We start from the raw sequence: 25,526 nt of genomic DNA, 5'->3' as shown, positions 1-25,526 counted from the left end.
CCTACGTAATAGCCGCAAATAAACTTTCGCGGTGCGCTTGGCAACTTAAAGGTAGCGCCTAGCCAGGATGATACGCTAGAAAAAAGCGAGTGAAAAGCAGCCCGTTCAGACGAATACCGTAATATGACCGGTTGATTCTTGATTTTACCATATGAACTTACTGACTACACCCGCCAAACCGCTGACCGCCGACGTGGTGCTCATCGGGGCGGGCATCATGAGCGCCACCCTAGGGGTGCTGCTTAAGGAGCTGGACCCCAGCCTGCGCATCGCCATTTATGAGCGCCTCGACGCGGTAGCCGCCGAAAGCTCCGACGCCTGGAATAATGCCGGCACCGGCCATTCGGCTTTTTGCGAGCTAAACTACACCCCCGAACTGCCCGACGGCCGCATCGACATCGCGAAGGCCGACAAAATTGCCGAGCAGTTTGAGCAAAGCAAGCAATTTTGGGCTAGCCTGGTAGCCGCCGGGCAGCTGCCCGAGCCAGCCAGCTTCATTCGCAGCATTGCCCATATGAGCTTCGTGTGGGGGCCAGCCAACGTGGAGTACCTGCGCAAGCGCCACGCGGCCCTGCTGCACTCGCCTTTGTTTGCGGGCATGGAGTACAGCACCGACCCAACCGAGATAGACCAGTGGGTGCCGCTGGTGATGGACGGCCGCAACCCGGCCGAGCCCGTGGCCGCCACGCGCATGGCCATCGGCACCGACGTCAATTTTGGCGCCCTCACCCGCTCGCTCTTCGACTACCTGCGCCAGCAGCCCGGCGTGAGCTTCGAGCTGGGGCAGGAAATCGTGGATTTTCGGCGCAAGCCCGACGGGCTGTGGCGGGTGAAAATCCGCGATGTGGCCAGCGGCAAGAGCCGCAAGGCGCGCACGCGGTTCGTGTTTATTGGGGCGGGGGGCGGCTCGCTGCCACTGCTCGAAAAAACCGGCATTCCGGAGGCCAGCGGCTACGGCGGCTTCCCGGTGAGCGGGCAGTGGCTGAAGTGCCTGAACCGCGAAGTCATTGAGCGCCACGATGCCAAGGTGTACGGCAAGGCTTCGGTGGGCTCGCCGCCCATGTCGGTGCCCCACCTCGACACGCGCCAAATAAACGGCCGCCGCGAGCTGCTGTTTGGGCCCTACGCGGGCTTCTCGACCAAGTTTTTAAAACAGGGCTCGTATTCCGACTTGTTCCGCTCCATCGAGCTGGGCAACATCCGGCCGCTGCTCTTTGCCGGGGCGCGCAACATTCCGCTCACGCGCTACCTCATTGGGCAGGTGATGCAAACGCCCGAGCAGCGCGTGGCGGCCCTACGCGAGTATTACCCCGAGGCCCAGCCCCAGGACTGGCAGCTGGAAGCGGCCGGCCAGCGCGTGCAGGTCATTAAAAAGGATAAGAAGGCCGGTGGCGTGCTGGAGTTTGGCACCGAGGTAGTAACGGCGGCCGATGGCTCGGTGGCGGCGCTGCTCGGGGCCTCGCCGGGCGCCAGCACCGCCGTCAGTATCATGCTCGATTTGGTGCAGCGCTGCTTTCCCGAGCAGGCCGCCACGCCCGAGTGGCAGGCGACGCTGCACCGCCTCGTGCCTTCCTTCGGCCAGTCGCTAGCCGCCAACGCGCCACTTACGGCCGCCGTGCGCCGCCACTCGGCCCAGGTGCTGCAACTGGAAAATTAGGCTCCAGCGTAGTTTATTTATCCTATGAACGCCCTTTTGCTTATCGACGTGCAGCTCGATTTTATGCCCGGCGGCGCGCTGGCCGTGCCTGGCGGCGACGCCATCGTGGCGGGCCTCAACGAGCTGCAGTCCCACTACGACCTGGTGGTAGCTACCCAGGACTGGCACCCCCTAGGGCACCGCAGCTTTGCCAGCAGCCACCCCGGCCAGGCGGTTTTTTCGGAAATCGAGTGGCAGGGCCTACCCCAGCGCCTCTGGCCCGACCACTGCGTGCAGGGCAGCCCCGGCGCCGCCCTGCACCCCGGCCTCGACCTGAACCGAGTGGAAGCCATCTTTCGCAAAGGCACCGACCCTGACTTGGATAGCTACAGCGCGTTTTTCGACAATGGCCACCGCCGCGCCACGGGCCTAGGGGCCTACCTGCGGGCCAGGGGCATTACGCAAGTGGCCGTGGCGGGCCTGGCCCTCGACTACTGCGTCTACTTCTCGGCCAAGGATGCCCTGCAAGAAGGATTCAGCGTGGAAGTGCTCACCGAGCTTACCCGCGGTATTGCCCCCGCTACCATCGCCGCCGCCCGCCAGGACTTGCTGGCGCGCGGCGCGGTGCTGCGGTAGGCAGATAGGTGGTTGAGCATGTAAGTAAGTAGGTGATTAGGTTAGTAAGGAAAAGGCGGTCATGCTGAGCTTGTCGAAGCATCTCTACCACGCCGCCTAGGGTCATCCGGACGATGCGGTAGAGATGCTTCGGCAAGCTCAGCATGACCAGCTTATTTACTCATCTACTCATTTACTACCCAGCCGGGTCGATGGGGATAATGCTGCCATCGGGGCGGCGCTTAAGCTCAGTCACTTTCACGTTGCGCAGCCAGGTTTTGCCGCTGAGCTGGGTGTCATGGTAGAAGATGTACCACTTGCCTTTAAACTCGACGATGGAGTGGTGGGTGGTCCAGCCCTGCACGGGCTTCATCACCACACCCTGATAGGTGAAGGGCCCTAGGGGCGAAGTGCCCGTGGCGTACACCAGCAAGTGGGTGTCGCCGGTCGAGTACGAGAAGTAGTACTTGCCCTGGTACTTGTGCAGCCAGCCACCCTCGAAGAAGCGGTGCTTGTTGTCGCTGGCTTTGAGGGGCTTGCCCAGCGAGTCGAGGATGACGACTTCCTTGGCGGGGCCGGCAAACTCGGTCATGCCGGGGGTGAGGCGCGCCACGCGGGCGCCCACGGCGGGCTCGTGGCCAGCGGGCTCCTTGTCGGGGGCTTTGGGGTCGTAGGTACCGGTTTTCCAGCGCTGAAGCTGCCCGCCCCACAGGCCGCCAAAGTACAAATACGCCTGCCCGTCGGTGTCGGTAAACACGGCCGGGTCGATGCTGTAGCTACCCTTGATGGGCTGCGGCGCGGCCTTGAAGGGGCCGCTGGGCGACTTACTGGTAGCCACGCCCAGCCGAAACACGTCCTGCTTGTCCTTCACCGGAAAGTACAGGTAGTAGGTGCCATTCTTAAAGGCCGCGTCGGGGGCCCACAGCTGGCGGCCGGCCCAGGGGATATCCTTGAGGTCGAGGGCCACACCGTGGTCGGTTACCTTGCCGCCCACGCTGTCGAGCGACAGCACGTGGTAGTCACGCATGGCGAAGTGGTCGCCGTTGTCGTTTTCCGGGATGCCCGCCTCAATGTCGTGCGAGGGATAAATGTAAATTTTATCCTCAAATACGTGGGCCGACGGGTCGGCAGTGTAAATACCGCGCAGCAGCGGCTGGCTGAGGTAGTGCGGTGCGGCGGCCGAGTCGGCAGTAGTGGGCGCGGCGGTCCCGCTGGTAGCGGCAGTTTGGGTGGGCGAGCTTTGGCAGGCGGCCAGGGCTAGCGGCGCGGCCAGCAGCCAGCGACGCGAAGCGAGAGCGTGGGACATAAACAGCAAAAGGAAAGGCGGGAAACGAGTTGCGCTGCAAGATAGAAGCCCCCAGCTTGCGCCAACTATCGGCTTCGTTACGATAGTATTAGCTTGAAAAAAGTATTTTTGGAGCCTGCTTAACCAGCCAGATGGGCCGGTGAATTGTTACTGCTTGCCAGGGGCCGGCCACCAGCCAGCCCTGCCCCCTTATTCCGGCCGCGCGCCGGCCGCCCGCGTTGCCATGCCTGACCTGCTCATCACCCGCCCCGCCCGCCCCGCCGATGTGCCGGGCTTGGTGGTGCTTATCAACCGGGCCTACCGGGGGCCAGCGCGCCGGGGCTGGACCACCGAGGCCGACCTGTTTGACGGCCCACGCACCGACGAGGCCAGCCTGCGGGCGCTGCTGCGCGCGCCCTACACCCGCCTCTGGTGCTGCCACGAGCCCGCCCTAGGGCTGGTGGGCAGCGTGTGCCTCACGCGCCCGCCCGGCGAGGTAATGCACGTGAGCCTGCTGGCCGTGGCCCCTGAAGAGCAGGCCCTGGGCGTGGGCCGCTACCTGCTGCTGCACGCCGACTTGCAGGCCCGCCACCTGCGCTGCACCCGCCTGCGCATGACCGTGCTAGCCGAGCGCCCCGACCTGCTGGCCTGGTATGCGCGCCGCGGCTACCAGCCCACCGGCGCCGTAGAGCCCTTCCCGGCCGGCGCCGGGGCCGGCGAGCCCCGCCAGCCGCTGCACCTGCTGGTGCTCGAAAAACCGGTGTCGGGGGTGGCCTGCGCGGCCCTGAGCGTGCTGGCCGAGCCGGCCCAGCTGGCTTAAAGTAGCTTTGGGCACCCTAGGGCCACTTCGCGCGTACACTGCTCCCCTAGCCCTTGCCGCCTTTATGAACACCTTTTGCACCAGCCTGGCCCTAGGCCTGCTCGGCCTCGCCGCCTGCCAATCGGGCAAAACCACCCAGCAGGCCCCCAACCCCCAGGCGGTGCCGCCGGCCGGCCAGGTAGCCTCGGCCGCGGCGGCCAAGGCGGCCGTCGCCTACTACCTCAGCCAGCAGCCCAACCGCCAGCTGTACGTGACGGACTCGGCGCGGGTGCTAGAGGTGGGTAGCCACTACCAGGTGCTGGTGCCGCGCACCGACTGGGCGGGCCGGATGCCCAACCGCGCCGCCTTTGAGGTCGATAAAGCCACCGGCACCGTCAGTACCCGGCCGGTGAAATAAGGCCGGGTTTGCCGCCTTTTGCACCCTAGGGGCCGGCGGGCGCGTATGCCGGGGTAGCGGGCCCCAGGCGCGCAGTCTTCTTTACCTCACTTGTTCCTTTTCCCATGACTCAGGTAGCCGCTGGCGTGCACCAGCTTCTTATTCAACGCTTTGTTAACGTTTATTTTGTCGATGCCGGCGAGCCGGGCCAGTGGGTGCTCGTCGATACGGGCCTGCCGGGCTCAGAGAAAACCATTCGGGCCCAAGCCGAGAAGCTCTACGGGCCCGGCGCCAAGCCCGAGGCTATCCTGCTCACCCACGGCCACCTCGACCACGTGGGCTCAGCGGCGGCGCTGGCCCAGGCCTGGGGCGTGCCCGTCATTGCGCACCCGCTCGAGCTGCCCTACATCACGGAGCAGGCCTTTTACCCACCCGCCGACCCGACCGTGGGCGGCTCGCTGGGCTTTGCCAGCCGGTTTTTTCCGCGCGAAGTGCCCAGCGTGAAGGACGTGGTAGAGCCCCTGCCCCTCGACTCGGATGAGGTACCCTACCTGCCGGGCTGGCGCTGGCTGCACGTGCCGGGCCACGCGCCGGGCCAGGTTGCCTTCTTCCGCGCGGCCGACCACACCCTGCTCGGGGCCGATGCCTTCGCCACCGCCGACCACGAGTCGCTGCCCAAGCTGCTGCTGGGCATCCCCAAAATCAGCGTGGCCGGCGCGCCTTTTAACTACAACTGGGCGCAGTGCCGCGAGTCGGTGCAGAAGCTGGCGGCCCTGGAGCCGCGCCACATTGGCTGCGGCCACGGCCCGGCCCTGAGCGGCTTGCAGGCCTTGGTCGATTTGCAGAAGCTGGCCAGCAGCTACCCGGTGCCCACCCACGGCCGCTACCACCACGAGCCCGCCCGCACCGATGCCAGCGGCGTCGAGCACCTGCCCCCGCCCGCCAAGGATACGCTGCCCCAGCGAGCGGCCATTGTGGGGGCCAGTTTGGCCGTGGCCGGCGCCACCTGGCTGCTCATCGGTGGCCGGCGCCGCCGCAAGCACCGCGCCTAGGGCTGGCTACTCGCTTTTGACGAGTGGCGCCCCCGGCTGCCCCGCTACCCTAGGGGCCGGGGCAGCCGGGGGCGCCGTATTTTTACCTCGCCTGCCACCACCTTTCCGCTTCTACGGCAGGCGTTTTACTCCAGCTTTATGTACCAGGCCAACGTAGAAATCAGGGTGCGCTACGCCGAAACCGACCAGATGGGCTACGTGTACCACGGCAACTACGCGGCGTACTTCGAGGTGGCCCGCACCGAGGCCTTCCGCCAGCTCGGCATCCGCTACCGCGACCTAGAGGAGCAGGGCGTGGGCATGCCCGTGGGCGAGCTGCAAACCCGCTTCCGGCGCCCCGCCCGCTACGACGACTTACTCATTATCAAGGTAATGCTGCGCGAGCTGGCTGTGGGCTCGCGGGTCAACTTCGAGTACGAAATTACCAACGAAGCCGGCGAGCTGCTCACTACCGGCCACACGCTGATGGTGTTTGTGAGCACCGCCACCGGCCGCCCCGTGCCGGTGCCCGAAAGTGTGCGCAACAAGCTAGCCCCCTACTTCACCCCCGACGAAACCGAAAGCCCCCTAGGCCCCCCCGCCCGCGCCACCCCTGCCGACGCGCCCGCGCCGGCCGCCTTCGGCAAGCAGTGAACTAGGAGTTGCAAGGGAACGTCATGCTGAGCTTGCCGAAGCATCTCTCCCGAACAACCCCTAGGGAATGCGGGAGAGATGCTTCGGCAAGCTCAGCATGACGTTCCCTTGCAACTCCTAACTCATCCCTTTTACCTCCTAACTCGCCAAAGATGCTTGCCCCGCCCGCCCGCCGCCGCGCTACCTTGCCCGATGTGCGCCGCCACCGCGCCTACCGCACGCTCATGGCCTGGGGCAAGCGGCAGCGCCTGCGCGGGGGCCGCATCTCGGTCTACGATGTGGGCGAGCGCGTGCTGCACGAGCTGCGCCTCGACTCGCTGGAGAAGCGCTCGGCCTACATGGCTTTTAACCTCACGCTGGCGCTGTTCCCGACCATCATTTTCCTATTCACGCTCATCCCCTACATCCCGGTGCCCAACCTGGACGTGGACATTCTGCAGTTTCTGGCCGACATTATGCCCCACGAATTGTATAGCGCCACGGCCAGCACCATCGAGGACATTGTGCGCATTCCGCACGGCGGGCTGCTCTCCTTCGGCTTCGGGGCCGCGCTGGTACTATCCAGTAACGGCATCATGGCGCTGCTCGACGCGTTTGAGAAGAAATACCCCTGGTTCAAGCACCGGGGCTATTTTCATAAGCGCCTGATTGCCACTGGCCTCACGTTTGTGCTGGCGCTGGTGCTGGTGGTGTCCATTGCGGGCATCTTCTTCGGCACCTTCATCATCGACGCGCTGGTGTTCTACGAAATAGTGCCCGAAAGCTCCACCGAGTTCCTTATTATGGTGCTGCGCTACGGCTCCCTCCTGGGGTTGTTCCTCACCACTACCTGCGTCATTTATTACTTCGTGCCCCCCGTGCACGACAAGTGGCCTTTCGTATCGACGGGGGCCCTGGTGGCTACGCTGCTCATCTTTTTGGTGTCGTTTCTCTTCACGCTCTACGTGCGCATCTTCGACTCCTACAACCACTTTTATGGCTCCATTGGGGCGCTGGTGGGCTTTATGGTGTGGCTGGAGTTTGTGTGCATGACGCTCATCATTGGCTTTGAAGTCAACGTGAGCATCGACGCCGTAACCGGCCGCCTAGGCCTGCTACCCCAAGAAAAATGACAAACTGATTGTGAGGGCCTTACTAGCTCAGTAAGAAAAAAAACCGCCTAGGCATTTGCCGCCAGCTACTTCTGGCCTACTTTTGCAGCCCCAACCGCTCGTTTGGAACCTTTAGAGAGGTGGCAGAGTGGTCGAATGCGACGGATTCGAAATCCGTTATACCGGCAACGGTATCGGGGGTTCGAATCCCCCCCTCTCTGCAAAAGGCTTTTTCTGCGCTGGAAAAAGCCTTTTTTATGATTCAGCGCAGCAACCTGACCCAGAGGAGTGGCAGAGTGGTCGATTGCGGCGGTCTTGAAAACCGCTGACTGTAACAGGTCCGGGGGTTCGAATCCCTCCTCCTCTGCAAAAAGGCCCCTGGCACTGCGCCAGGGGCCTTTTTAGTTGCTGGCTAGTAACGCCTGCGTAAAACTCGCCTGCTACACCAGCTACCACCGCCTGCCGACTAGTCTGGCCAAAACCCGTCGCCTTGCCAGCGAAAAAGCCCCTGGCAGCGGCTCTCACATAGACCCGTTGCGAGCGGCGAGCAGAGCGTCGGGCGGCCACTGGGCGCAAAGTAAAAGCCCCGGCCGAATGGCCGGGGCTTTTACTTTGTTTTCATAGCACAGGAGTAGAGCAATAGGTGCGAGACCTGACACAAAGAAGCAATCAGCGTGGACTGGCTGTCACCAATCCGCACTGATTGCTCTAAAATGCTATCTAATCACGCAGGATTGCTACTTGAATGAAAAAAAGCTCACTGGAAGCCAGCGAGCCTTTCTGTGCTATGAAATAAACTTAACCAACTCCGTATTTCTCGTAGCCGGTAATGAAAATACGAGGATAGTCCTAGATAGTTATAGCGCACTTAAAAAGCACTCGCCACCAATTCGGGGCTTTTCACGGCTAGCCCGGCTCTCGGGGGCATCTATCTAGGGCAGCTTGCGAGGGGAGTCTTCGCGGGCCATAGTGCGCAGGCACTGGCACTCTATTTTCACGAAAGTCTTGACTATAAGGTGAAAGCGAGACTTTTCCACGCGACCAGTTCTAATAAAGCGCCGCCGTAATCCCCCTTAGGCTATAACTTACGCCCTGGCTGGCGTGCTTAGTTGCTCGGCGTCGGCTTGCTGCTTACTCTTTCTGCCTATGGCCTCCTCTGCCGCCGGGGCTACGCCGGCCCCCGTGCCGCGCAAGCCGCGCCCCAAAGCCGCTGCTAAGCTCCGCCCCACCCCTACCGGTCCCGAAGCCGATGCCGAGCTGCCGCCCGACCGCGTTAACCTCATCGCCGAGGGCTTAGGCCAGAAAGCCAGCGCTAAGCAGGCCATTTTCCGGGCTACGTTGGCGGCTTTCAACTTGCTGCGCTACGCCACCCAGGCGCTGTGCGTAGAGCTGACTCAACGCGTGACGGCCGGTGCCGACGCCAGCGTCAAGATTGAGTACCAACCCATTAACGAGATGGAGTTCCACGTGCGCTTTTCCGGCGATTTGCTGGTGTTCGTCATGCACTCCAACATTATCACCTTTCCCGATAGCTTTGCGCCGCTGGCCACGCCCTACGTAGAAGCCGATTTTCGGCGGCGCTACTTCGGGCACATCATGGCCTACAACTTTATGGCCGACAGCATTCGCTACCAGCGCCTCAACGACCCCGGCTACCTGCTGGGCCGCCTGCTGGTCAACATCGACAGCCACTACTACCTGGAGGGCGTGCGCCAGCTGGAGCTGCCTAGCCCCGACATGAGCCGCAACGTCATCACGCCCGAAGCCATGCGCCTGTTTGTGGAAAGCGCCATGATTGCCGCCATCAACAACGACCTGATTGCGCCGCCGCTGGAAGACATTCAAAAAATCAGCGTGAAACAAAAGCTGGAAAATCAGCAGGTTAGCCGCGGCAGCAAGGTGGGCTTCAGCTTCTCGCACCAGCAGCGCGGGGTAGAGTAGCGGCAAGTTGGCGAGTTGGTAAATGAAAAAGGCGGTCATGCTGAGCGCAGCCGAAGCATCCCTATCGCGTAAGTAATTTCTGACGCTTTGAGATTACTTACGCGATAGGGATGCTTCGGCTGCGCTCAGCATGACCGCCTTTTTCACTTATTCACTTACCGTAGCCTACCCTGGCCCGCACCTTGGCCAGCACGCCCGCGCCATATTCTTGGGCGCGCTGCGCCCCTAGGGCCAGCTGGGCGTCCAGCTCGGGCAGGTTGCTCATATAGAAGTTAAAACGCTCGCGCTCAGTGGCGAAGCGGCGCAAAATCAGCTCGTACAGCGCCTGCTTGGCGTGGCCGTAGCCGTAGCCACCCGCCTCGTAACGCTGGCGCATCACGGCGGTTTCCTCGGGGCTGGCCAGCAGCGCGTACAGCTTGAAAGTCACGTCCTTGCCAGGGTCTTTGGGCGCTTCTAGCGGGGTGCTGTCCGAGATGATGCCTTTAATGCTTTTCAGCAGCTCCTTTTCGGGCGCGAACACGTCGATAATGTTGCCGTAGCTCTTGCTCATCTTCTGGCCATCGGTGCCCGGAATGGTCATTAGCTCGGCATCAACGCGGGCCTGGGGCTCCACCAGCGTGTCGCCGTAGCGGCCGTTAAAGGCGTGGGCAATGTCGCGCGCTATCTCCAGGTGCTGCACTTGGTCTTTGCCCACGGGCACCACCTCGGCATCGTAGAGCAGGATGTCGGCCGCCATCAGCACGGGGTAGGTGAAGAGACCCGCGTTCACGTCCGACAGCTTGTCACTCTTATCCTTGAAGCTGTGCGCGTTGGCCAGCATCGGGTAGGGCGTGAAGCACGACAGATACCAGGTCAGCTCGGTTACCTGCGGCACGTCGGACTGCCGGTAAAACAGGTTTTTCTCGGTATCGAAGCCGCAGGCCAGCCAGGCGGCGGCCACGGCGTAGGTGTTGGCGCGCAGCAGCGCGGGGTCGCGTACGGTGGTGAGCGAGTGCAAATCGGCGATGAAATACAGCGACTCGTTGGCCGGGTTTTTCGACAGCTCGATGGCGGGCAGAATGGCGCCAAGCAGGTTGCCCAAATGGGGCCGGCCGGTGCTCTGGATGCCGGTAAGGATTCGGGACATTAAGGCGAAATTAGTCTATACCGAGGTAAACGGCGGGTGGCTCGGGCGGCGTGAAGGGTTGCCCAGAATTGAGGGAGCGGATGATAGCAGGCAAGCTATTCTCATTGAACCGCTTGCTTTCGAGAGCTGCCACCAAATCGGGCCGGCTAGCTACGTAGGGCCGAAGCGCGGCCCGTTGCTCGCGCGCATGATGCGCAAAAACAGGTATGGCAGCCGTGCCAGTACTATCTCGCAGTAGGTACACATAGCGAGGGTCTTGGTAGCTCCCGGCCAGTATCCTACTACCTATTGGCAACACTAATGGAATGCCAACTGCGTAGTCGTAGCGCAATAGCGTCACCCGGCCAGTATCGAGCACCTCAGCAAAGCCATAGTCCACTATCGCTTTGGTCAACACTTTACGAATCTCAAAGCCACTCACTGTCAAGAAACTGCGCTGCTTCCAGCGTAAGCTCGTTACGTACTGAGCTTTTAAGGTGTATTTCTTGCCATACTTGCTGGTTGCCAGCAACTCGTTGCAGCTTACATAGCTAAACCAAGTGGTAATTTTTACCCCTGGATTTTCCTTTAAAATATAATAATCGCCAGCTTCCGCAGTGGATTGAGCCTGCGCGCAGAGCGGTAACAGGATACAGGCGATTAGTAGTACAAATAGCGTACGCATATCTATAAGTAATTGATATTAAATATTCTACATCCCCCTATCTTTCAATGCCGCTTCTTGCACCTCGGCCGTTTCTTGGGGGCCTAGGTAGCGGTCGATGAGGTAATGCGCTAAGTAGAGCAGCGGCGTGAGTAGGATGGCGGCGGCGAATTTATACCAGTAGTTGAACTTGGCCACGGCCAGCACCTGGGCCATCGTCCAGTTGCCGAACACGTAAAATGCCACGTAGAGCACCACGAAGCTGTCCACGAGCTGCGAGATGAGCGTAGAGCCGGTGGCGCGCAGCCAGATGTACTTGCTGCCCGTAACGCGCCGAAAGGCCTGGAACACGCTGGCATCGAGCACCTGCCCAATGATGAACGCCACCAGCGAGCCCACGATGATACCGAGGCCCTGCCGGAAAATGCTTTGGTAAGCAAACTCGATGTCGAAGGGGCGCCCTAGGGCATCGGTCTTGTTTACGGCCAGCCAGAAGTCGGCCGGGGCCAGCTTGGTAGTGCCGTAAATAACGAGGAACGCGTAGAGCAGCAGCCCGGCCGTGAGAAAGCTGACGCGCAGCACCCCGCGCCGCCCGAAGTACTCGTTGATAACGTCGGTGGTGACGAACACAATGGGCCAAACCAGCACGCCCGCCGTGAGGTTGCCGGTGAGGCCAAAAGTTTTCTCCACCGAGAAAATCTTGACCCCGATGATTTCGGCCAGCAGCGCGTTCACCAAAAAAATAGCGCTCAGCACCAGGTATAGCTGCTGCTTGCGGTGGGCGTAAGTGGCTACTGACAAGTGACGAGCAACAAGTGACGAATGGCAAAAATAGAACATCATGCTACGCTTACCGTAGCAGCTTTCCCGAACGATACCCTAGGGGCGCGGGAGAGCTACTTCGGCAAGCGCCGCATGACGGACTTTGGTGCGCTGTTACTTCTCCCCGACCACTATTTCCAGTCCCTCGGTGGCTAGGATGGTATTGGGGAAAAGCGCCTGGGCCTCCAGCAGATGCGCTTCCGTTTGGCGGTAGCGCGACGAGAAGTGGCCGATGAGCAGCTGGCCCACGCCGGCGGCCTGGGCCAGCTCGGCGGCTTGGCGGGCGGTGCTGTGGTGGGTTTGGGTGGCGCGGTCGCGCAGCTCGTCTAGGAAAGTGGCCTCGTGGTAGAGCAACTCGACGCCGCGCACCAGCTCGGCCAGCTCGGGCTGATAGAGCGTATCGGAGCAGAAGGCGTAGCGCCTAGGGGCCGGAGCGGGCACCGACACCTCGGCGTGCAGCAGGACGGGGCGGTCGGTGGCGGGGTTGGGCGGCAGGTCGTGGCCCTGCGCCAGCTGGCTTAGCTCCGTGGCCAACAGGCCTTCGGGCAGCCGCTCCTTCAGCAGGCGGGCGCGGCGGGGCTGCTCCTCAAACAAGTAGCCGGCGCAGGGCACCCGGTGGCGCATGGGCAGGCTGTGCACCCGCACCAGCGCATCCTCATACACCAGGGCGTGGGCTTCGGTGTCGATGGGCGCAAAAGTGACGTCGTAGCCCAGCTGCTGCTGCGAGTGCAGCCCCACGGCCGTCACCATCTGCTCGATGCCCCAGGGACCCACCACCAGCAGCGGCTCTTGGCGGCCTTGCATGCTCATGGTGCTCAGCAGCCCGAACAGCCCGAGGAAATGGTCGCCGTGCAGGTGCGAGATGAACACCACGCGTAGCGTGCTGAAACGCCGCCGGTGCTCGAGCAGCCGCAGCTGGGTGCCCTCGCCGCAGTCGAGCAGGTAGCGGCCCTCGCCCACGGCCAGCACCTGCGCCGTGGGGTGGCGGCCTACCATGGGCGTGGCCGAGCCGCTGCCCAGTATTTGAAGCTCGAAATTCACTTTTTTTAGCGCTTAGCTGCTGGTTGTTAGCTACTAGCCTTTTGGCGCGGCGGGCCAGCCCTCGGGGCTGGGGGCCAGCAGCTAAAAAAAGCTGTTAGCCGCTGCTCTCTCCTAGAAAGAAAGCTAGCAGCTAACAGCTAATGGCTACGTGCCGAATAAAGGCAACCGCTACAACTACCTATTCCTTATCCGTCAGGTCGCGCTCGATGGAGTGCAGGAAAATGCGGTCGATGGCTTCCTCCACGGTGGGCAGGATGTGCAGCACCGATTCGAGCTTGCTGATGGTGATGAGCTTGAGCACGTGGTCTTGCAGGCCGGTGAGCACCAGCAGGCCGCCGGTCGAATTGCACAAGCGGTTGGCAATGAGGATGCTACTGAGCCCCGACGAGTCGGTATACTTCACGTGTTGCAGGTCCAGAATCAGGTTGTTATTCCCCTCCGCATTAAGCTTGACAAACTCTGATTTCAGGTCGGGCGCAACGGTGGTATCCAGCTTCTTCTCATCGATGGTGATGACGGTGTAGCTTTCTTTCTTATCGATGGAGTACTTCATAGAGAAATCGGGCGGGCGAATGGGATTTGGCTGCCAGAGGACGAAGGTAGGCAAAAAAAGAAGAACGCAAAATGAGCTATTCGTATTAGCTCAGCCCTAGCAAATTAGGAATTTATTTCAGCGCCTAGGCCCCGCTGGCCCCCCAAACGTGAGCGAGGCCCAGGTACTCAGCCAGTCGGCTTGGGGCGCCAGCGCGGGCGGGGCGGGCTCTAGCTGCACGGCGGCCAGCAGGTAGGGTCCGGCGCCCGGCAGGCGCAGCAGCAAGCGCCCCTGCTGGTTGGTGTGGGTGCTGAAATGGCGAGTAGCGGGCTGACCCGCCTCCCATACCTGCACCAGCGCGCCCGCTACCGGCTGGCCCTGGCGCAGCAGCCGCACCGTGAGGGCCGCGCCGGGCGCCAGGCGGTAGGGGTTTTGCTCGGGCACCAGCTCCAGGGGCAGGCCCAGCATCCGGCGGCAAGCGGTATCGGCGGCAGCGGGGCTTAGGGCACCCGCCAGCACCAAGGTTTTGGCGCAGCGGCGGTAGGCTTCGCGGCCGGGCTTGGTAGTGGCCACGCCGGCGGTTTCGCGCTGGCGCAGGGCCAGGGTCAGCCCTTCTTCCTTCAGGTAGGCCGTGAACTTATCGGCCGGCAGCTCGATGAACGATGGCTGGCTGGTGAGTGCCACCACATGCAGGCCCGGTGCGGGGCAGCGCATTGCTGGCGCCAGCGAATCGGCTAGCAGCGCGGGGCGCAGGTCGGTGCTATCGGCCAGGCTGGGCCCTAGGCGCACGAAGCGGCGCACCCGGCGCGTGGGGCGCGGCCAGGTTTCGCCCTGGAAGTTTTCGCCCACTAGCAGCTTGATGGGCACCGAAGCCCCCACGGCCACGCAGTAGCTAGCGGGGGCTAGCCAAAACTCGTGCCCTAGGGCAGCGGTGGCGAGCAGGAGTACGGGGAGAATTTTTCGCACAGAGTTGGGGCGAGTAAAAGGCGTTTCACAGAGTTATGCTGCTCCGTGAAACGCCTTTTTCACTCACTCCAACTCTGTGCGAAAAAACTCTGCTATTGCCGTTCCAGGGCCAGCGCGTACGCCCGGTCGTAGTACACGCGCAGGTTTTTCCAGTCAAAGATGTCGGCCGAGCTTTCCACGCGGTTGCGCTGGGTGATGCGCTCGCGGCGGCTCAGCAGCACGAAGTCCCAGAGCATGTTGGCCAGCTCCTCGGCCGCCTGGTCGAAGCTGCGCTCCTGGCGGTGCACCACAAAAATGCCCTTTTCTTCGTTGTCGGGCACATTTTTCTGCACGTAGTCGCCAAAGCCCGACAGGTCGGAGGTGATGGCCGGCACGCCGCGCGCCACGCACTCGAGGGGAGTGTAGCCCCAGGGCTCGTAGTAGCTCGGGAACACCCCTAGGTGGCAGCCGCGCACAAACTGCCCGTAGTCCATGCCAAACAAGGGCGAGGTAGTGCTCACAAAGTCAGGGTGATACACAATCTTTACCCGGTCGTGCTTGTTGTTCACCAGGTTGGCGCGGCGCACGAAGTTGAGGATGTCGTCGTCCTGGTCATTTACCAGGTTGTGGGTGATGACGGAGGGCAGGGCCGAGGTTTTCCAGCTTTGCAGACCGCGCCGGTAGCGCAGCTTCCAGTAGTCGTCCACCATGGCGTCGAGGTCAGGCAGGCGGTGGTCGGCGCTGGCGGCGGCGGCGTAAAACAGCCGGTCGCCCACCTGCTCCTCGATGGCGCGGCAGGTTTGGCGCACCTCTTCCAGCTGGGCGCGGCTTTGCAGCACCAGCGGGTTGATGCTGGTGTAGGGGCGCTTGGTGATGAAAAACATCACCACCTGGCCTTCCAGCCCGCTTTGCTGCAGGCGGTAGTTGAGGCGGGCCAGGGCCTCCAGCGTCAGGTCGAAGCCTTTATTGTGGTACTCGTAGCGGCCCGACGTGAACAGGTAGAGCGTCTGGTCGAGGTCGAAGGAGTAGCTCTGGAAGAAGTGGGCCATCACAAACTCGTGGATTTTATCCTTGTAGAGCTTGTGCAGGTTCTGAAACTCGTGCAGGGCTACAAAGCGCTCGATGTTGAGGCCGTTGGGCAGCACCGCGTCGGGTATTCTATCCAGTAAGTAGATGCACTCGCGCACCGTCAGCTCGCTCACGGTGGTGAACACGTGCGAGCCGTGGGCGGCGGCGCGCTCCATCTTCACGGCCGGCTCGATGTTGAAGTGCTTAGCTTCGGCCTCCCAGTTCACGCCCATCAGGTGGTCGTAGAAGTTGGGGTCGTTCATGGCCAGGTAGCGGCCCAGCAGCGTGGCGTGAGTCGTAAACACGAGGTGCACCGGCACTTGGCGGCGGCGTAGCTCCGGAATGGCCACGCCCGTCATCCACTCGTGGAAGTGCCCAATAACCTGGTATTTACCTTCGGTTTGGCGGGCCACCATTTCCACGAAGCGCTCGGCCAGGTGGCCGAAGGCAATGACCTGGTGCAGCAGGTCGTCGTTGTCGGGCGCGGGCAGCTGGTGGTCGCGCCAGAGGGCGCTTTTCAGCTCGCCTAGGCGGCTGTACGCCTGAAAAGGGTTGATGAGCACCGCGCGCGGCCGGCCCGTTATCAGCCATACCCCCAGGCAGATGTCCATGCCTTCGGCCCGTAGCGCGCGCACGGCCACGGCGTAGGGGTCGGTCATGGTGGCCACTTGCTCGTCGGAGTAGCTCTCAAACTCGCCCTGGGCCATTTGCGGGAAATAGGGCCCTAGCAGGCAGTAGCGGCTGCCCCAGGCGGGCATGGTAGCAGGTACCTTCGAGCGGATAACGGTGTAGATGCCACCCACTTGGTTGCATACTTCCCAGGCGGCTTCGATAAGCAAAGAATTGGGAAACAGAACTTCGGGCGCGGTGGGCTGGGGCTGCATAGGCGGAGTACTTGGGGGGGAAGAGGTGCGAAAGGTAAGCCGCCCGCTTGCTACCCGCAACCGCGGGCCGGCAAAACATTCCGGCTGATTTTGGGCTTTAGGCCCCCGTAAACCCCCTTTTTTTATGTCCGATACCCTCAATGTGCTCCAGCCCGAGCACGCCATTTTACCGCAGCTCGCGCAGCGCCGCAGCCCCCGCGCCTACACCAATCAGCCAGTTTCCACCGAAACCCTGCAGCAGCTCTTTACGGCGGCGGGCTCGGCGGCCTCGTGCTTTGGCGAGCAGCCCTGGCGCTTCGTAGTGGGTAGCCAGCAAAGTAGCCCCGAGGCGTTTGAGAAGATAGTGAGCACCCTAGCCCCCTTCAATCAGGACTGGGCCAAAAACGCCTCGGCCATTGCGCTGGCCGTGGCCAAAACCACCTTTAGCCACGACGGTAATCCCAACGCCTGGGCCAAGCACGACGTGGGCCAGGCCGCGGCCACGCTGGCCATTCAGGCCGTGGAACTGGGCGTGCAAATTCACCAGATGGCGGGCTTCTCGCAGGATGCTGCCCGCGCCGCTTTCCAAATTCCGGCCGATTTCGAACTGGTGTCAGTATTTACCATTGGCTACCCCGGCAACGTGGACGCGCTGCCCGACGCCCTGAAAGAGCGCGAACTGGCCCCGCGTACCCGCAAACCCCTCGGCGAAATCATGTTTGAAGGCGGCTGGCCTACCGCGCAAAGCGAGGATTATAGCGTAGCCAAGGTCTGAGCGCAAGGTTTCGCAAGGTAAAAAGAGGTCTCGCAAGGTTTTACCCCCGGCATTAAACAGTGCCGAGGGATAAAACCTTGCGAGACCTCTTTTTACCTTGCGAAACCTTGCGCGCTAGACTAGCGCGATAGCACCAGCACCGCGTAGGGCCCTAGGTCGAGCTGGCCGTGCTGGGGGTAGCCGTCGTAGCTGCCGCCCTGGGCTTCGGGGCCGTACGAGTCAAAATCATCAAATTCACGGTCGTAGCCATGCCAGTCGCTGTTGAAGCGGACGCGCCACTTGCCGCCGGCGGGCAGGCCTAGGGTATAGCCCTGGTGAGCCTGGTTGGCGAAATTTACCACCACGACCGTCGCGTTCTGCGGGTCGCCGTCCCAGCGGGCAAAGGCGATAACCTTGTCATTATCATTGACGTGGAACACGCGGCAGCCCTGGCCGCGCAGGCCCGGCGTGTGGCCGTACTGGTTGCGGCGCAGCGCAATGAGGTCGCGGTAAAGCTGCACCATGCCGCCGTGCTGCTCGGCCCAGTTCCAATCTAGCGGCTCGTTGTCGTTAAACGAGCCGGGCGCCAGAAACTCCTGGCCCTGAAACAGCATCGGGATGCCACTGGCCGTGAGGGTAAGGGCAGCGCCCAGCACCGTGCGCTTCTTGGAGTAGTAATTCTCCACGTTACCGGGCATAATTTCCTCGGCAATGCGGCACTTACCGTTGGCCACCTCATCGTGGCTTTCAGTGTAGATAACCCGCTGAAAGGCATTACCATTATACACCGAGCAAATGGCGCTGGCTACCTCGTGCATGTGGCGGTCGGCGTCATTGGGCGTAGTCAGCGCCCGCTGCATGGGGTAAATGTAGTTGGCGCACCACTGGGTCGAGAAGCCCTCGCCGCCCACGTTGGTATCGCCCGTGATGCCGCCGTGGGCGCGCAGGTCCTCGGCAATGGTGATTTTCCAGGGCTGGCGGCGCTGAATCTCCTCGTTTATCCAGCGCATCAGGCTCCAGCCGTCGGGCAGGTCGTCGCCGGGGTTGTTCTCGCCCTTCACGTTGCGAATGAAGGCGATGGCGTCCATGCGCAAGCCGTCGCAGTGATAGTCTTCCAGCCACATCAGGGCGTTGTCACGAATGTATCGGCGCACCTCGGGGCGGCCATAGTCGGGGCGGTTCATGCCCCAGGGCGTTTCGGCGCGCCAATCGTTGTAGAAGTAGATGCCGCCGCCGTTGTTCTCGCTCCAGCCGTCAAACTGCCAGAGGTCGAGGTCGCCCGGCCCGAAGTGGTTGTACACTACGTCGAGCACCACGGCAATGCCGTGCTGGTGGGCCGCGCGCACCAGCTCGCGGAAGGCCGTGGCTCCGCCGTAGTCGCTTTCCAGGGCAAACGGGTTGGCCGGGTTGTAGCCCCAGGAGCGCGCCCCCGGAAACTCGGTGGCCGGCATTATCTCGATGCAATTGATGCCTAGGCCCTGCAGGTAGTCCAGGCGGTCAATAACGTCATAAAAAGTCCCCGGCCGGCTGGGGTCGGGGGCGTTGAAGGTCCCCACGTGCAGCTCGTAAATCACGAGGTCGTTCCAGGCCGGCATCTGAAAATTATCGTTCTGCCAGTCGAAGTCACTGATGTCGAACACGATGCCATTGCCAGCCGAATTAGTCACGGCGCGGGCGTAGGGGTCGTTGCGGTGCAGCTCGCCCTGGGGCGTTTGCAGCACGTACTTGTACTCGTCGCCCGCCTTAGCCTGGGGCAGGTCGCCGGCCCAATTGCCGCCTTCCTCGGCGCGCAGAGGGCTCGCCTTAGTATCCCAGTTATTAAAAGTGCCCATTACGCTCACGGCGGTAGCGTTGGGAGCCCACACCCGGAAGGTAACGCCGCCCTCGTGCGGCAACGCACCAAAACCGTCGCGCACGGGCGCCGCTACGGCAGCAGGAATGGGTTGGGTTTTAGCAGGCGTAGGCGTGGAAATAGTAGCCCCGGCGGCCTTGGCTTTCTTCGCTGAAGTGCGCGCCGGCTTTTTAGTAGAGTGAGTGAGGGTTGTAGGCATATAGAAAGGCCGGCGCACTGCTTCCAGACAGCGGAATGCACGTGCAACCGGCGGATGTGCTTACTTATACGCCTGCGAAGAATTTTAGTTAAAGCAAGGATGAATAGCATTTAACCAGCCCTAGCCCCTACCCTAGCCCAAAGCCCCCGCATCCAGGGGCGCGGGGGCTTTCAAGCTTATTGAAGCAGCCCAGCAAACTTATTCCTTGGCAAAGCGCCGCACCACGCGCCCCGCGCTAGTAGGCAGCTCCAGCAGGTAGACGCCCGCCGGCAACTGGCCGACCGGCAGCTGGTTGAGGCCAGGGGCGACGGGGCCACGCAGCATTTCCTGGCCCAGCAGCGAGCGCACGGTGTAGGTGCCAGCGGCTTCGGTAAAGAAGTAGAGCTGGTCGCGGGTGGGATTAGGGCTGAGCACCAGTTCACTGGCCAGGCCAGCCGCCACCGTTGCCGTGGGCGAGTAGGCGCTGGTGCCGTCCAGGTCTACCAGCCGCAGGCGGTAGTAGAGGGCGCTGGCGGGCGCGGCAGCATCGCGGGCGACGTAGGTGCGCGCTTGGGTGCTGGTGCCCTGGGCCCCTAGGGTAGCCACGGGCGTAAAGGTGACGCCATCCAGGCTGCGCGCCACCTCAAAGCGGGCGCTGTTCAGCTCGCTGGCCGTGGTCCAGGTGAGGGCTACGGCGCCGCCGGCCAGGCGGGTGGCGACAAAGTGCACCAGCTGCACGGGCAGCGGGTTGGCGGCAGTGGCGGGGTCGGTGCTACCCAGGGCAAAATCGGAGAACGAAGTAATGGTACCCGACATGACGAGGTTCCCGTTGGCCGGGCCCGCAGCCTTGCCATGCCCAAAATTGTACCAGGGCTGGGTAACGTCCGAGCGCTTGGCTACTACCAGCGTCGGGTCCGCGGCGTCGGTCACGCCGTCGTCGCTGCCATACGTTAGGGCCACGGCCCCCGTAAAGCCCGCGGGCTGCGTGATGACCGGGGTGGCGTCCAGGTTAAAGGGCGTTAACGTGAAGTAGCGCACGCGGCTAACGCGGGTGAGGGAACCGTTCGGGTCGGTAGCAGCTAGGTTGCGAATGGGATTGCCCTCAAACTGCTCGGCCCGGTAGTTGGTGGTGCCAGTTTGGGAAGCTACCGTGAGCGTGAGCGGCCGGTAGGCCGTGCCCTTGCCAATCGGGAATACGTAGGCTACTGAGGCAGCCGTGGAGGCCACCGGGCCCACCGGGCGCCGCACCGGCCCATTCACGAAGCTGGCATCCGAGCCGCCCTGTACGGCGGCGGTGCCGGCCAGCGTCATGGTCAGGATGTTGGTGGCGTCGGTGGTCAGCAGGCCGCTGGTCAGGGCGAGGGCATTGCTGAGCGTAACGGGCGTTTGGAGCGTAGCCCCGGCAGGGTTGTTGATTTCCAGCTGAATGGTAGCCGCCAGGTAAGAGCTTTGCGCCGCGCTGCTGGCCGTGGGGTCGATGAGGGCGTTGCCCCTGAGCACCTGCGGCGCGGTGCCTTGCAGCACCAGCCGGTAGGTGGGCAGGGGGCTAGGCGCGGGGTTGCCATAGTTGGGGGCGTAGCGAAAGATTCCGTTATTAACTAGGTTGCCGCGCAAGACTAAGTTAGCTAACGCGTTATAGCTCAACGTGGCGCCGCTTTCAATCGTGAGCCCGCCGTTGACCGTGAGGGGGCTGCCCCCACTGGCGCCGTAGTTGATGCTCGTAAAGTTACCGTTGCGCAGAAACTGCAGGATGAGGTTGCCGTAGGTGCGGCCCGCCAGGGGCGTGGTGAAGCTGCTGGTGCCCAGGGGGCGGTAGTAAAAATTACCGGCTTCCGTGCCCGGCGCGCTGGCCAGGTTTTCGACGATACCCGTTACGCCGCGGGCCGTTTGGTGGCGAAAGCTGCCGCCGTTGAGTAGAAATACGGTTGGGTTCGTGCTGCCCATCGCATCGAGCACCGCCCCGCTGGCCGCCCCCGAGGCATTGGTAAAAAAGGCCCGGTTGCTCACCAGTAAGGCCGTATCACCGGCTGCGCTGCGCGTGAGCAGCAGTGCCGGGCCGCCGCCAGCCGCATCCGACACGGTATTAGTGCTCGGGATAACGAACAGAATAGAGTCGCCGCCGGCGGGGCGCAGGCGCAGCGAGGCCACCGACACGGCCGTGGGCGCGGTACTGGCGCTGTTACCTAGCTTCACGGTGTACTTGCCGGCTACGGTACTGTGGTCAAGCACTACGTCGTCGCCCGCGCCCGGCAGGGTGCTGCCCGCCCAGTTGCCCGCGTCAAACCACGAATCGGTGCCGGCGGCGCCCGTCCAGCGCTTGGCCGCTACGGGCGCCAGCACCGCGCCGCGCACCGCCACAGTAGCCGTAGTGGGGCCATTAGTATTAGCGATGCTGCCGCTTACGTTGCCCAGGGCCGTGCCGCTGGCCAGGCGCACATACACGGTAGTGGCCCCTAGGGTGGTGGCGCCATTCAACGGCAGGCTGGCCGAGCGGGCGTAGTTGGTACCGTCGAACGATACTTCCAGGCTGGTGGCCGAAGTCGTGATGGTGAGGCTGGTGCCATCGAGCGCGCTGCCGCTGAGCTGGTAGGTTTGGGGCGCCGAGGCGCTGCCCTGGCTGGCGGCCAGGCCCGCGAGCGACGCGGGCGCCGCGGTGATAACCGGCACTATCACCGTGAAATTATTGGCCGAAGTAACCGAGCCGTTCGCGGTAGTTACCGTGATAGGGCCGCTGGCCGCGCCGCTAGGCACGGTAGCCACTAGCATAGTAGGGCTCGCCACCGCAACTACCGAAGCGGCCACGCCCCCAAACGCCACGCTGGCATTGCCGGCAAAGCCGCTGCCCTGCACCGTTACGCGCGTGCCCGCCGGGCCGCTGGCGGGCGAAAAGCTGCTGATAGTGGGGGCCGGCCCCGCGCACGGGCTAGGCACAAGCGCCGCGTTGCGCGGCGCGGCCGCCGCCAGGCTGAAATCATTCTTGTTATCGTCCGTGTCGGTGCAGCCCCCTAGGGGCCGAAAAATGGCTTGCGTGGTCGAAGGAGCAGGGGCCGCGCCGCTACCCTCGTAGTCACTACCCGTGCCGTAGGCAACCTTATCGACCGAAGTAGCGCCCGGCGCTAGCAGCAGCTCGAGGCGGCCGCCCGCAGTTGCTAGACCGATGCTGCTGGTTTGGTTGGGCGCGGGGAGCGCCATGCCGGCCCCGGTAGTGCCCGCCGCCAGCTGCACCAAGTAGTAGCCGCCGGCCGGCAGGCTGGCCGTGGCCGTCAGTGCGAAGGGAGTGTCGCCGTTGTACGCCAGCGAGTAGCCACTCAAGGAGATGGGACCAGTGCTTTTGTTGAATAGCTCCACGTAATCATTGGCGTAGGTAGCGCCCGAATTGCCGCCTGCCGTGTATACCTGGCTGATGACAAGCGTGGTACTTTGGGCCAAGCCCAGTAGCGGCAGCAGCACCAGCAAAACGCCCGGCAGCGCACGTCGAAATACTTGCTGAAAAAGGAGGAGTAGGGTGTGTTTCAAAACTTATTTATAAAGGACAGGCAATGCGTAATTAATTAAAACTTCAGCTATAAAGCTAGGCCTTAAAGGTTATATACATGAAGTACGCAGCAGCTTACTATGTGAATTTTGAGATATATCCAATCGAAACTGGTTTAAGAGCAACTGGCAACCTAGGCCGGCCGCCGGCGGTTAAGGCTAGCCAGACCCGCTTCAGTATCTACGCTATGCCCCGTCCCGCCCGCCTTACCTACGGCCTCTATGCCTGGCTGCCCGCCCACGGCTACCGCTACGTGCACCCCGCCAACCGCCGCTCGTTTGAGCTGCTGGAGCCCGTGGGCAAGGTGTTCGAGAAAATCAGCCCCGACGACGACTCGGCCGACTGGATAACGCTGCGCTACGATGAGCAGCAGTTTCTGGTCAGCCCCGAGCTGTTCAAGGAACTCTATGAAAAACCGGCCTTTAGCTTCGGCGATTTGGTGCGGGAAGCCCGCCCGGCCAACGGGCGGCCGCCGCACCAGGGCCTCGTGTCGGACGTGTTTTGGAACGAGGCCACCAGCCGCGCCAGCTACCAGCTGGTGGAGCGCAAGCGCAAGCTGCCCCAGGTATTTGCCGAAACGGAGCTGCAGCTGGCCGGGTAGCCGCCGGCGGGCGCGAGCTAGTGGCTTTTGGCCGCACCGGTTGCTACTACGCCAAGCAGCGGCCCACCTTTTGCAGGGCAACTGCCGCACCGTTGTTTTGCACCATGCTGTTTCTTCGTTTGCTGGCCCTAGGGCCGCTGGCCGCGCTGGGCGGGCAGCCAGCCAGGCCACCCGTCGCCTTTTACACCACGTATAGCTACGTGGGCTACACCGTCTACGACTTCACCGAGGGCCAGTCGCCCACCCAGGTGCCGGGCGTGGGCGGCACGCTCACGCTGCGCGCCGACGGCAGCTACACCAAGCGCCTGAGCTTGCTGCTGGGCGACAGCGGCCCGCGCTATTTCAGCCAGCAGGGACGCTTTACTACCCAGGGCGACAGCATTTTCTTCCGCTTCAGCGACAAGAACGGGCCCGATGTGCAGCGCGGTACCTTCCGCTACGAGCCGGCCTCGAAGAAGCTCAGCATCAGCCTGATGGGCTACCCTAGGGGCAACCACGGCGACTACGAGCTGCTGGCGCTGCCGGCGGCCCGGCGGCCCTAGGGGCGCCCGCGCCGGCTTGCCCTCCCCTCGCCGGTCTTGTTACCTTTGCCTTTCCGTTTGGGCCGCCCTTCCCACCCCGCATCGCCCAAGCTGTTAAATCATCGCTAATTGTTACTTATAAAAGATGGGACGCGCATTTGAATTCCGCAAAGGCCGCAAGATGAAGCGCTGGGACCGGATGTCGAAAGACTTTACCCGCATCGGCAAGGAGATTGTGATGGCCGTGAAAGAAGGTGGCCCCAACCCCGACACCAACGCTCGCCTGCGCACGGCCATCCAAAACGGCAAGGGCGTGAACATGCCCAAGGACCGCGTGGACGCCGCCATCAAGCGCGCCAGCGGCAAGGACGAGAAGGACTACCAGGAGGTGGTGTACGAGGGCTACGGCCCGCACGGCGTGGCCATTGTGGTGGAAACCGCTACCGACAACCCCACCCGCACCGTGAGCAACGTGCGCCTTTACTTCAACCGCAACAACGGCGCCCTGGGCACCGCCGGCAGCTCCGACTACACCTTCACCCGCAAGGGCGTGTTTAAGCTGGCCGCCGAGGGGCTCGACCGCGACGAGCTGGAACTGGAGCTGATTGACGCCGGCGCCGAGGACGTGTACGAAACCACCGAGGAGGACGAGCACGGCCACGAGCACAAGTATATGGTGGTCGAAACCGCCTTTACCGACTTTGGGCAGATGCAGCAGGCCCTAGGGGCCAAGGGTGTGAACGTGGTGAGCGCCACCCTGCAGCGCGTGCCCAACACCACGGTTTCGCTCAGCGACGAGCAGGCCGAGGAGGTCGAGAAGCTCATCGACAAGCTCGAGGAGGACGAGGACGTGCAGGCCGTGTACCACACCATGGGCTAGGCGCCCAGCTACCTCCTTGGTAATAGCTCTATAAAGTCGCCCGTCTTCCTGACGGGCGACTTTTTTTATAAACCCCACGCCGGTTTGCGGACTAGTTCCGCCTATTACGGGGTATCTACCGCCGCCCGCACGCCTTGTTATATCAGGCCGCCGCCTCTTACCGCACTCCCCCGATTAACCGTCAGTAGCTGGAGCAGCAATGCTTCCGTTACCTTTCGGCAGCTGCCTACCCGCTGTCTAGCCTACGGCCTCGCTATCTTGTCTATTCTTCTTATTCACTTACTGCTATGCGCCGCTCAGCACTGCTTCTATCCAGTGGTTTGCTACTCCTGACTGCTGCCTGCCAACGTGCTGACCCCGCTCCCCTAGGGGGAGTTAAAGTCACCGTAACGTACACCTTTCCTTACGATACCTATGCCCTCTACACCGAAGTAGGCTGGGCGGGCCCTAATAGAGCGGCTCCTTTGCAAGAAAACAAATTCAATCTCACCGGGACAGCTGGCAGTCTCCGGAAATCAGTTATCGAAGTAAATGATTTGAATCCAGGCAATTATGTCATAACCTTGCTTAGCAGCGCCAAATCTGTGCAGGTGACGGCTGGCCGCCAGAACGAGTATACCTGGAACTTATAAGCACCAGCGGGCCACCTCTATTTTTGCGGCGCCAGCGCCTTTGCGAGCGCCGCCTGCCTTGCTGGTAGGCGGCGCTCGTCGTTT

Annotated in this window: 23 protein-coding genes and 2 tRNA genes; 15 read left to right on the top strand and 10 right to left on the bottom strand. The window is 62.5% G+C overall.

Translation table 11 applies throughout. The features are described 5' to 3' along the window. Nucleotides 1–151 precede the first annotated feature (151 nt). Together HHL22_RS01075 and pncA are read left to right on the top strand one after the other, a co-directional pair. Nucleotides 152–1,657, top strand: coding sequence for a malate:quinone oxidoreductase (locus tag HHL22_RS01075; RefSeq protein ID WP_169529126.1), 1,506 nt, complete (start codon nt 152–154; stop codon nt 1,655–1,657). Between the two features lie 24 nt (nt 1,658–1,681). After that, a complete protein-coding gene (gene pncA, locus HHL22_RS01070; RefSeq protein WP_169529125.1) occupies nt 1,682–2,272 on the top strand; it encodes a bifunctional nicotinamidase/pyrazinamidase in 591 nt (196 codons plus the stop codon). A 175-nt stretch (nt 2,273–2,447) separates the two neighbouring features. On the opposite strand, the gene HHL22_RS01065 is transcribed toward pncA, so the two are convergent. After that, the gene (locus HHL22_RS01065; RefSeq protein WP_169529124.1) at nt 2,448–3,557 is read right to left on the bottom strand and encodes a glycoside hydrolase family 43 protein; all 1,110 of its coding nucleotides are present in this window, start codon (nt 3,555–3,557) and stop codon (nt 2,448–2,450) included. 223 nt (nt 3,558–3,780) lie between these two features. On the opposite strand from HHL22_RS01065, the gene HHL22_RS01060 reads away from it, so the two are divergent. From HHL22_RS01060 to HHL22_RS01025, 8 genes are all read left to right on the top strand, one after another. Beyond that, nucleotides 3,781–4,356, top strand: a complete 576-nt coding sequence (locus tag HHL22_RS01060) for a GNAT family N-acetyltransferase (protein ID WP_169529123.1) — start codon at nt 3,781–3,783, stop codon at nt 4,354–4,356. Nucleotides 4,357–4,420: 64 nt separating this feature from the next. Further along, the gene (locus HHL22_RS01055) at nt 4,421–4,753 is read left to right on the top strand and encodes a hypothetical protein (protein ID WP_169529122.1); all 333 of its coding nucleotides are present in this window, start codon (nt 4,421–4,423) and stop codon (nt 4,751–4,753) included. A gap of 104 nt (nt 4,754–4,857) precedes the next feature. Further along, complete coding sequence (locus tag HHL22_RS01050; RefSeq protein WP_169529121.1) at nt 4,858–5,784, top strand: MBL fold metallo-hydrolase; 927 nt, start codon at nt 4,858–4,860, stop codon at nt 5,782–5,784. Nucleotides 5,785–5,922: 138 nt separating this feature from the next. Then, on the top strand, nt 5,923–6,417 hold the full coding sequence (locus HHL22_RS01045) for an acyl-CoA thioesterase (protein WP_169529120.1): 495 nt from the start codon (nt 5,923–5,925) through the stop codon (nt 6,415–6,417). A 152-nt stretch (nt 6,418–6,569) separates the two neighbouring features. Continuing rightward, nucleotides 6,570–7,529, top strand: a complete 960-nt coding sequence (locus tag HHL22_RS01040; protein ID WP_169529119.1) for a YihY/virulence factor BrkB family protein — start codon at nt 6,570–6,572, stop codon at nt 7,527–7,529. Nucleotides 7,530–7,642: 113 nt separating this feature from the next. Continuing rightward, nucleotides 7,643–7,729 (top strand) — tRNA-Ser (locus HHL22_RS01035). Between the two features lie 61 nt (nt 7,730–7,790). Next, nucleotides 7,791–7,875, top strand: a tRNA-Ser gene (locus HHL22_RS01030). Between the two features lie 779 nt (nt 7,876–8,654). Beyond that, a complete protein-coding gene (locus tag HHL22_RS01025; protein WP_241737933.1) occupies nt 8,655–9,449 on the top strand; it encodes a hypothetical protein in 795 nt (264 codons plus the stop codon). Nucleotides 9,450–9,600: 151 nt separating this feature from the next. Here the strand turns inward: HHL22_RS01025 and trpS are convergent, their stop codons facing one another. The 7 genes from trpS to HHL22_RS00990 all read right to left on the bottom strand — a co-directional run bounded on the left by trpS (nt 9,601) and on the right by HHL22_RS00990 (nt 16,510). Further along, the gene (gene trpS / locus HHL22_RS01020; protein WP_169529118.1) at nt 9,601–10,575 is read right to left on the bottom strand and encodes a tryptophan--tRNA ligase; all 975 of its coding nucleotides are present in this window, start codon (nt 10,573–10,575) and stop codon (nt 9,601–9,603) included. A 10-nt stretch (nt 10,576–10,585) separates the two neighbouring features. Further along, on the bottom strand, nt 10,586–11,239 hold the full coding sequence (locus tag HHL22_RS01015; RefSeq protein ID WP_169529117.1) for a hypothetical protein: 654 nt from the start codon (nt 11,237–11,239) through the stop codon (nt 10,586–10,588). Nucleotides 11,240–11,266: 27 nt separating this feature from the next. Beyond that, nucleotides 11,267–12,058 (bottom strand): queuosine precursor transporter, encoded by a 792-nt coding sequence (locus tag HHL22_RS01010; RefSeq protein WP_169530925.1) that lies wholly within the window; start codon nt 12,056–12,058, stop codon nt 11,267–11,269. A 96-nt stretch (nt 12,059–12,154) separates the two neighbouring features. Then, nucleotides 12,155–13,081, bottom strand: coding sequence for a ribonuclease Z (locus tag HHL22_RS01005; RefSeq protein WP_169529116.1), 927 nt, complete (start codon nt 13,079–13,081; stop codon nt 12,155–12,157). Between the two features lie 178 nt (nt 13,082–13,259). Further along, nucleotides 13,260–13,634 (bottom strand): STAS domain-containing protein, encoded by a 375-nt coding sequence (locus HHL22_RS01000; protein ID WP_169529115.1) that lies wholly within the window; start codon nt 13,632–13,634, stop codon nt 13,260–13,262. A gap of 117 nt (nt 13,635–13,751) precedes the next feature. Further along, a complete protein-coding gene (locus HHL22_RS00995; protein ID WP_169529114.1) occupies nt 13,752–14,579 on the bottom strand; it encodes a DUF4198 domain-containing protein in 828 nt (275 codons plus the stop codon). A gap of 92 nt (nt 14,580–14,671) precedes the next feature. Next, nucleotides 14,672–16,510, bottom strand: a complete 1,839-nt coding sequence (locus HHL22_RS00990; protein ID WP_169529113.1) for a glycosyltransferase — start codon at nt 16,508–16,510, stop codon at nt 14,672–14,674. 124 nt (nt 16,511–16,634) lie between these two features. Between HHL22_RS00990 and HHL22_RS00985 the strand changes: the two genes are divergently transcribed. Further along, nucleotides 16,635–17,264 carry a nitroreductase family protein gene (locus tag HHL22_RS00985; RefSeq protein ID WP_169529112.1) on the top strand — a complete coding sequence of 210 codons (630 nt, stop codon included), beginning with the start codon at nt 16,635–16,637 and terminating at the stop codon, nt 17,262–17,264. A gap of 119 nt (nt 17,265–17,383) precedes the next feature. On the opposite strand, the gene HHL22_RS00980 is transcribed toward HHL22_RS00985, so the two are convergent. Together HHL22_RS00980 and HHL22_RS00975 are read right to left on the bottom strand one after the other, a co-directional pair. Beyond that, on the bottom strand, nt 17,384–19,294 hold the full coding sequence (locus HHL22_RS00980) for an alpha-amylase family glycosyl hydrolase (protein ID WP_169529111.1): 1,911 nt from the start codon (nt 19,292–19,294) through the stop codon (nt 17,384–17,386). Between the two features lie 198 nt (nt 19,295–19,492). Beyond that, nucleotides 19,493–22,789, bottom strand: coding sequence for a lamin tail domain-containing protein (locus tag HHL22_RS00975; protein WP_169529110.1), 3,297 nt, complete (start codon nt 22,787–22,789; stop codon nt 19,493–19,495). A 206-nt stretch (nt 22,790–22,995) separates the two neighbouring features. Between HHL22_RS00975 and HHL22_RS00970 the strand changes: the two genes are divergently transcribed. The 4 genes from HHL22_RS00970 (at nt 22,996) to HHL22_RS00955 (ending at nt 25,442) form a co-directional block, all read left to right on the top strand. Beyond that, nucleotides 22,996–23,409 (top strand): DUF6960 family protein, encoded by a 414-nt coding sequence (locus tag HHL22_RS00970; protein ID WP_169529109.1) that lies wholly within the window; start codon nt 22,996–22,998, stop codon nt 23,407–23,409. A 104-nt stretch (nt 23,410–23,513) separates the two neighbouring features. Next, entirely contained in the window at nt 23,514–23,951 is a 438-nt protein-coding gene (locus HHL22_RS00965; RefSeq protein ID WP_169529108.1) for a hypothetical protein, read from the top strand. 124 nt (nt 23,952–24,075) lie between these two features. Further along, on the top strand, nt 24,076–24,810 hold the full coding sequence (locus HHL22_RS00960) for a YebC/PmpR family DNA-binding transcriptional regulator (protein WP_169529107.1): 735 nt from the start codon (nt 24,076–24,078) through the stop codon (nt 24,808–24,810). 287 nt (nt 24,811–25,097) lie between these two features. Further along, nucleotides 25,098–25,442: a hypothetical protein gene (locus HHL22_RS00955; protein ID WP_169529106.1), complete on the top strand. Its 345-nt coding sequence runs from the start codon at nt 25,098–25,100 to the stop codon at nt 25,440–25,442. Nucleotides 25,443–25,526 lie beyond the last annotated feature (84 nt).

It is taken from the genome of Hymenobacter polaris, assembly GCF_012927305.1.
GTDB classification, from domain to species: domain Bacteria; phylum Bacteroidota; class Bacteroidia; order Cytophagales; family Hymenobacteraceae; genus Hymenobacter; species Hymenobacter polaris.
This window is presented reverse-complemented; position numbering and strand designations above follow the sequence as displayed.

Coding starts and splice junctions, on each gene's coding strand:
- HHL22_RS01075 (WP_169529126.1), top strand. CDS start 152: ATGAACTTACTGACTACACCCGCCAAACCGCTGACCGCCGACGTGGTG.
- pncA (WP_169529125.1), top strand. CDS start 1,682: ATGAACGCCCTTTTGCTTATCGACGTGCAGCTCGATTTTATGCCCGGC.
- HHL22_RS01065 (WP_169529124.1), bottom strand. CDS start 3,557: ATGTCCCACGCTCTCGCTTCGCGTCGCTGGCTGCTGGCCGCGCCGCTA.
- HHL22_RS01060 (WP_169529123.1), top strand. CDS start 3,781: ATGCCTGACCTGCTCATCACCCGCCCCGCCCGCCCCGCCGATGTGCCG.
- HHL22_RS01055 (WP_169529122.1), top strand. CDS start 4,421: ATGAACACCTTTTGCACCAGCCTGGCCCTAGGCCTGCTCGGCCTCGCC.
- HHL22_RS01050 (WP_169529121.1), top strand. CDS start 4,858: ATGACTCAGGTAGCCGCTGGCGTGCACCAGCTTCTTATTCAACGCTTT.
- HHL22_RS01045 (WP_169529120.1), top strand. CDS start 5,923: ATGTACCAGGCCAACGTAGAAATCAGGGTGCGCTACGCCGAAACCGAC.
- HHL22_RS01040 (WP_169529119.1), top strand. CDS start 6,570: ATGCTTGCCCCGCCCGCCCGCCGCCGCGCTACCTTGCCCGATGTGCGC.
- HHL22_RS01025 (WP_241737933.1), top strand. CDS start 8,655: ATGGCCTCCTCTGCCGCCGGGGCTACGCCGGCCCCCGTGCCGCGCAAG.
- trpS (WP_169529118.1), bottom strand. CDS start 10,575: ATGTCCCGAATCCTTACCGGCATCCAGAGCACCGGCCGGCCCCATTTG.
- HHL22_RS01015 (WP_169529117.1), bottom strand. CDS start 11,239: ATGCGTACGCTATTTGTACTACTAATCGCCTGTATCCTGTTACCGCTC.
- HHL22_RS01010 (WP_169530925.1), bottom strand. CDS start 12,058: ATGTTCTATTTTTGCCATTCGTCACTTGTTGCTCGTCACTTGTCAGTA.
- HHL22_RS01000 (WP_169529115.1), bottom strand. CDS start 13,634: ATGAAGTACTCCATCGATAAGAAAGAAAGCTACACCGTCATCACCATC.
- HHL22_RS00990 (WP_169529113.1), bottom strand. CDS start 16,510: ATGCAGCCCCAGCCCACCGCGCCCGAAGTTCTGTTTCCCAATTCTTTG.
- HHL22_RS00985 (WP_169529112.1), top strand. CDS start 16,635: ATGTCCGATACCCTCAATGTGCTCCAGCCCGAGCACGCCATTTTACCG.
- HHL22_RS00980 (WP_169529111.1), bottom strand. CDS start 19,294: ATGCCTACAACCCTCACTCACTCTACTAAAAAGCCGGCGCGCACTTCA.
- HHL22_RS00970 (WP_169529109.1), top strand. CDS start 22,996: ATGCCCCGTCCCGCCCGCCTTACCTACGGCCTCTATGCCTGGCTGCCC.
- HHL22_RS00965 (WP_169529108.1), top strand. CDS start 23,514: ATGCTGTTTCTTCGTTTGCTGGCCCTAGGGCCGCTGGCCGCGCTGGGC.
- HHL22_RS00960 (WP_169529107.1), top strand. CDS start 24,076: ATGGGACGCGCATTTGAATTCCGCAAAGGCCGCAAGATGAAGCGCTGG.
- HHL22_RS00955 (WP_169529106.1), top strand. CDS start 25,098: ATGCGCCGCTCAGCACTGCTTCTATCCAGTGGTTTGCTACTCCTGACT.